This is a genomic window from Methylobacterium aquaticum, assembly GCF_001043915.1.
Taxonomy (GTDB): Bacteria; Pseudomonadota; Alphaproteobacteria; order Rhizobiales; family Beijerinckiaceae; genus Methylobacterium; species Methylobacterium aquaticum.
Genome location: NZ_LABX01000346.1, coordinates 1 through 5,262, shown reverse-complemented (window position 1 = coordinate 5,262; position 5,262 = coordinate 1). Strand labels below are relative to the sequence as shown.

5 protein-coding genes and 1 pseudogene are annotated in these 5,262 nt (G+C 68.2%); 5 read left to right on the top strand and 1 reads right to left on the bottom strand.

What is annotated here, in order from left to right; all coding sequences use genetic code 11:
* Positions 1-425, bottom strand: a pseudogene (locus VP06_RS35635) (ISAs1 family transposase); the annotation flags it as partial.
* A gap of 288 nt (positions 426-713) precedes the next feature.
* Here VP06_RS35635 and VP06_RS33970 point away from each other — a divergent pair.
* The 5 genes from VP06_RS33970 to VP06_RS38675 all read left to right on the top strand — a co-directional run.
* Entirely contained in the window at positions 714-1,367 is a 654-nt protein-coding gene (locus tag VP06_RS33970) for a TetR/AcrR family transcriptional regulator (RefSeq protein WP_082167737.1), read from the top strand.
* An 85-nt stretch (positions 1,368-1,452) separates the two neighbouring features.
* On the top strand, positions 1,453-3,141 hold the full coding sequence (locus tag VP06_RS31570; protein ID WP_048467781.1) for an FAD-dependent monooxygenase: 1,689 nt from the start codon (positions 1,453-1,455) through the stop codon (positions 3,139-3,141).
* Between the two features lie 166 nt (positions 3,142-3,307).
* Entirely contained in the window at positions 3,308-4,321 is a 1,014-nt protein-coding gene (locus VP06_RS31565) for an ABC transporter substrate-binding protein (RefSeq protein WP_048467780.1), read from the top strand.
* A 34-nt stretch (positions 4,322-4,355) separates the two neighbouring features.
* Entirely contained in the window at positions 4,356-5,099 is a 744-nt protein-coding gene (locus VP06_RS31560) for an ABC transporter permease (RefSeq protein WP_048467782.1), read from the top strand.
* Positions 5,096-5,262, top strand: a 167-nt coding sequence (locus VP06_RS38675; protein ID WP_156295870.1) for an ATP-binding cassette domain-containing protein, incomplete at its 3' end; no start/stop codon positions are given. The genes VP06_RS31560 and VP06_RS38675, both read left to right, overlap by 4 nt.

The window sequence follows — 5,262 nt, the reverse complement described above, 5'->3', positions numbered from 1 at the left end:
GGCCACCGCCTCCTGGCCGAGTACGAGGCGCTGACGGGCGGCCCAGGCCGAGACGGTGTGCAGGCCAGCCCGGCCCTTGGTCTTGGCGTGGCAGCGCCGGGAGGTCTTGCCGTCGACGGCGATGAGGTCGGGCTCGGCCTCGCGCAGGCTGTCGACCCAGGTGGTGAAGCAGGTCTTGAAGAGGTCGGCGTCGAGCGCGTTGATGACGTCGTTCAGGGTGTCGTGCGCCGGCAGGCCCCGCGCATAGGGCAGGAAACGACGCAGGAAGCTCAGGCGCTGCTCGCCCCACAGCCGGCGTCCATGCCGCACAGCGTGGCGCACAAGACCAACAGCAGGATCTCAGGAAGCGGGTAGATCACCCGCCACTGCTGGCGCGGATCCTCCAGGGCGGAGAAGTGCTCGAGGATCGAAAGCGATGACGGCATGGGGCCTCGCAGAACGCCAAGCCCCCGGTGAATCATGATCCTCCGCGTCGCGCAGCCCAAACCCGCACAAAGGCTGAAGCGATTGCCCTGGCACGCCGCGCGAGACGGCTTGACCCGCCCGTTGATGCCGGCGCACTCCTGCGCGTGATGCGACGTCGCACGCCCGCGCCGGCAGAGCGCAGAGTCGATTCTGAGCATCTGGGATTGGGCGCAGTGCTGCCCCGACACCAGCGTCGGGCCGGTGGATTGTCGCTGCGCCTGTCAGGGTGGTAGTCCCCGCGCCGATCGATGCTCGGCATCCATGTTCGGACCAGGCGCGCTATGCCACCAGAAACGCGAAAGAACGACAATCGAGAATCGCGCCGGCAGATCGTCGATGCCGCGACCGAGCTGTTCACGAAGACACCCTTCAGCGACGTGAATGTCGAGGATATCGCGCGATCGGCCGGGGTCGCGCATGGACTGGTGTTTCATTACTTCAAGAGCAAGGCGCGCTTGTACGAAGTCGTGAGCCAGGGAGCAGCCGATCGCCTCGATCGCCTCCACCGGGAGGCCCTGCAGCGGTCCGGAACGCCGGAGGTCAAGCTCACGGCCTTCCTGGAAAGTCACATGATGGCGGTCGAGCAGCGCCGCGCCGATTACGTTTTCCACTCGCGCGGCGGAGGCTCGCCGGCGATCCAGACGATCTGGGAGAGATCGCGCCGCAACGCTATCCATCTCATCCTGGAACTCTACGGCGTGGAAGCTCCGTCCGAGCCGCTCGTCGTGGCGACACGCGCGTGGCTCGGCTTCTTCGACGAACTGGTCCTCGAATGGGTCCAGGGCCGTCCCGTTCCTCGCGAGGGCGTGATTGCCGCTTCGCTGAGCTTGTTTCCGGCAGTCATGCGGCAGGCCCGGGTGCTGGGCGCGGAGGACGCGCCCACGCCGCGAGACCCCTCGTAGGTTCGAGATTGACTGGCAGTCAATAACCATGTTGACTGCCAGTCAATGGCGCCGCGGAGACGGCGCGCTGCCGGGAGGTGCCCGCATGTGGGCCGAAGTCGCGATCGTTGGGGCTGGTCCGGTGGGACTCACTGCGGCGCTTCTTCTCGGGCGCCTCGGCGTTCGAACGGTGGTTCTCGAGGCGGAACCTGGCACGTCGACCCACCCCCGTGGGCACGTCGTCAACGCCCGCAGCATGGAGATCTTCCGCTCCCTCGGCCTTGAGGACGCCATCAGGCGAGAGGGATTGCCGGCCGAGCGCAACCAGGGCGTCGCATTCCTGCGGCGCCTCATCGAGCCGGAGGTCGCCGTCCTGCGCACCCGAGGACTCGCGGCGCGCGACGCGGCCCATGCGGCAGCGAGCCCGAGCCACAAGGTCTCCTGCCCCCAGGACCGGCTCGAACCCGTTTTGCGGGCAGCCGTCGAACGGGAGCCCTTCGTCACAGTGCAATTTTCGACAGAGGTTCGCGACATCGCGGTGGAGCCGCATGGGGTGCGGCTCGCCTGTGCCGGCGCGGAGGTCCGTGCGCGTTTCCTCATCGGGGCTGACGGTGCCAGGAGCTTGGTGCGCGACCGGGCGGGCATCACCATGTCGGGTCTCGGCCGCATCGGGCGCCAGATCGGAATCCATTTCGAGGCGGACCTGTGGCGCCTCGTCGAGGACCGGCCCTATCTATTGTGGTGGATCTTCAATCTGAAGACGTGCGGCGTGCTGATCGCCCTCGATGGCCGCCATCGCTGGACCTACAATTTCGCCTTCGATCCCAAGCGGGAGACCGTCGCCGACTTCACGCCGGAGCGCTGCCTTGAGGTCGTTCGGTCCGTTCTTGGTACCGATGCGGCCGAGATCCGGATCCGCTCGATCATGCCCTGGCGGATGCAGGCGCGTCTGGCGGACCAATTCCGGGCCGGCCCGGTCTTCCTGGCAGGTGACGCCGCCCATCCTCTGCCCCCGACCGGCGGCCAGGGCATGAATACCGGCATCGCCGACGTCCACAACCTCGCCTGGAAACTCGCGCTCGTCCTGCGAGGCCGCGCCCCGGATGCTCTGCTGGACACCTACGAGACCGAGCGCCGTCCGGTAGCGCAGGTCAACATCGACCAGAGCGTCGCCAATGCCGTCAAGATGGCCGAGCTCGGCCTGTCGGGGATGGCGACCGCCGACAGCCCGATGGCCCGGCGCCTCGAAGGGTCGGATCGGCTCGCGGCCGAGGCGGAGCTGCGCGCGGTCGTGCCGGACCTCAGGGAGCATTTCGACTACCTCGGCCAGACGTTCGGGGCCGCCTACGCGGCCGGGGCCTTCCTCGACGACGCCGGCGAGAGCCCCGCCTTCTCCGTTCTCGACTACGCGCCCTCGGCGAGACCGGGCCACAGGGCTCCTCATCTCTGGCTCGAGCGGGACGACGCCCCGGTCTCGCCCATCGACCTCGTCGGCTCGGGTCGGTTCGTCCTGTTCGCGACGCCGGATTGCGCAACCTGGTGCGCGGCATTCGAGGACTTGATGGCGCGGGAGGGACTGTCCGGCAGCGCCTGGACGGTCGGGCCGGGGGGCCGCCTCGGCGATCCGAGCGAGGGCTTCCGCCGGGTCTACGGCCTAGAGCAGGGCGGGGCCGTCCTGGTCCGTCCCGACGGCTACGTCGGGTTCCGGATCACGCCGCCGGATGGATTGCGTCCCTCCGAGATGCTCGCGCAGGCGCTCGACGCCAACCTCGCCCGCGCGTCCGTTCTCGCCTGAGAACTGTCCCGAGCGTCGCCGCGATACGCTTCCGGGTGGGGCATCTTCGATCGAAGCAGGCCCGAAGTCTCAATTATTTGCCTGAGTATCGGCATCTTTTTTTGCAAGCCGGTCACGTCACGAACGCCAATACGAATAAAATATAATAGACTAGGGAGAAAAGCCCGTGCCGTTTCACTTCATCCACCGCGCTACCTCGTGCGCGCTCGTCTTCTTGATCGGCGCCTTCGGCAGCGGTACCGCTGCGGCGCAGTCCCGAGTCTCCCTTGCGCTGCCAGCACCCTCGCTCCTATTCGCGCCCGCCTACATCGCGCTTGAGCGCGGATACTTCCGGGAGCAGGGCATCGAGCCGAAGATCATCTATGTGGCGGGGCCGGGCGTCGTGCCGGCCCTGCTTGGCCGAAGCGCTGACTTTGCTCTCGTGTCCGGGGGCATTCAGATCGCCGCTGCCGTCCGCAACCAGAAGCTTGTCGCGCTGGCAAATCTTCAGGACCGCGTGACGACGGATATCGTCGTGCGCAAGGCGGTGGCCGAGCGCTTCGAGGCGGCCCGGCCGGGGGACACGGCGGCTCGGATGCGGGCGCTTAAGGGCCTGACGATCGGCATCGACGCGGTCAACGGCCTGCCGCACAGCTTCCTGCGCTACCTCGCCCACAAGACCGGGATGAACCCCGAAACCGACTTCACCATCACGGCGCTCCAGCCGCAGGCAATGGTCGCCGCCATGAAGCGCGGGACCATCGACGCCATGGTGTTCTCCCCGCCCTTCACGCTCGCCGCGGAGGCCGAGGGCGGCGCGAACTGGATCTCGGGTCCCGACGTCGACCTGCCGGAACTACGGAGCTTCCCCTATAACGTCGTGCTCGTGCGCCCCGATTACTGCCGCACCGAGGCGGCCCTGTGCCGGGGCTTCGTCGCCGCGTTGCGCAAGGCGATCGCGCTCATGCGGAGCGAGCCGGAGGCCGGGCTCGCGGCGCTGGCCAAGACCTTCGAGGCGATGGAGCCGGCGATCCTGCGCCGGTCCTACGCGCTGTTCGCTCATCACGCCCGGGCGGACGTCAGCCTAACCGAGGAGATGTACCGCAACGTCGTAGCATTCGACCGCATCGCCGGCCTCATCCCGCAGGACGCCGTCGTGCCGCCGATCGGCGAGCTGTACAGCCCCGGCATCGCGCCCTGAGCGGGAGGCGACCATGCGCGATCGCATCGTCATCGTGGCCGTCCTCGCCGTGGCGTGGCAGGTGGCAGGGACGTGGCTTGGGGCCGAGCAGGTCAGCTCGCCTCTCCTCGTCCTGACGCAGCTTTGGGCCTGGCTCTCGGGCGGCGTCCTCCTCGGCCATGCCGGATACACGCTGCTCGAGGCCCTGCTCGGGTTCGCCATCGGCGCGGTGCCCGGACTGCTCCTACCCCTCGCGCTGAGGCGGCAGCCCTTCCTCGCGGCCGTGCTCGACCCGTTCATCGTGCTGGGCTACGGCCTGCCAAAGGTCGCCTTCATTCCGCTGTTCATCGTCTGGTTCGGGATCGGCATCTGGAGCAAGGTCGCGCTCGTCGCGAGCGTGAGCTTCTTCATCGTCTTCTTTAGCACCACCGAGGGAGTGCGCGCCGTCGATCCTCGGCTCGTGCGCATGGCCCGGATCGCCGGGGCTAACGAGCGGCAGCTGCTCCGCACGGTGGTGCTTCCGGCCGCGACGCCGTTCATCGTCCAGGCGGTGCAGGTCGCACTGCCCCTCTCGATCGGCGGTGCGGCGATCGCCGAGCTGATCTCATCGAATCGCGGGCTCGGCTACCTGATCCAGTCCTCGGCCGGCAATTTCGAGATGACCGGTGCGCTCGCGGGCGTCGTGGCCCTGACCCTCATCGTCGCCGCCGCCAACGCCGCGGTCACGGCAGCGGAACGGCGCCTGATGTCCTGGCGCCCGACAGGTGCCGCTGCGCGCGCTCCAGGAGACCCGACATGAGCGACCAGCCGCTGCTCGAAGTGCGCGACCTCGGCAAGGCCTTCCCGGGCCGGGGGACCGAGCCCGGTCGCTGGGTCATCCAGGGATTGTCGTTCACGCTGCGGGAAGGCGAGTTCGTCACCGTGGTCGGGCCCTCGGGCTCCGGCAAGTCGACGCTCCTCAA

Bases quoted from the DNA above. Each gene is read 5' to 3' on its own strand.
- VP06_RS31570 (WP_048467781.1), top strand. From the start codon at position 1,453: ATGTGGGCCGAAGTCGCGATCGTTGGGGCTGGTCCGGTGGGACTCACT.
- VP06_RS33970 (WP_082167737.1), top strand. From the start codon at position 714: ATGCTCGGCATCCATGTTCGGACCAGGCGCGCTATGCCACCAGAAACG.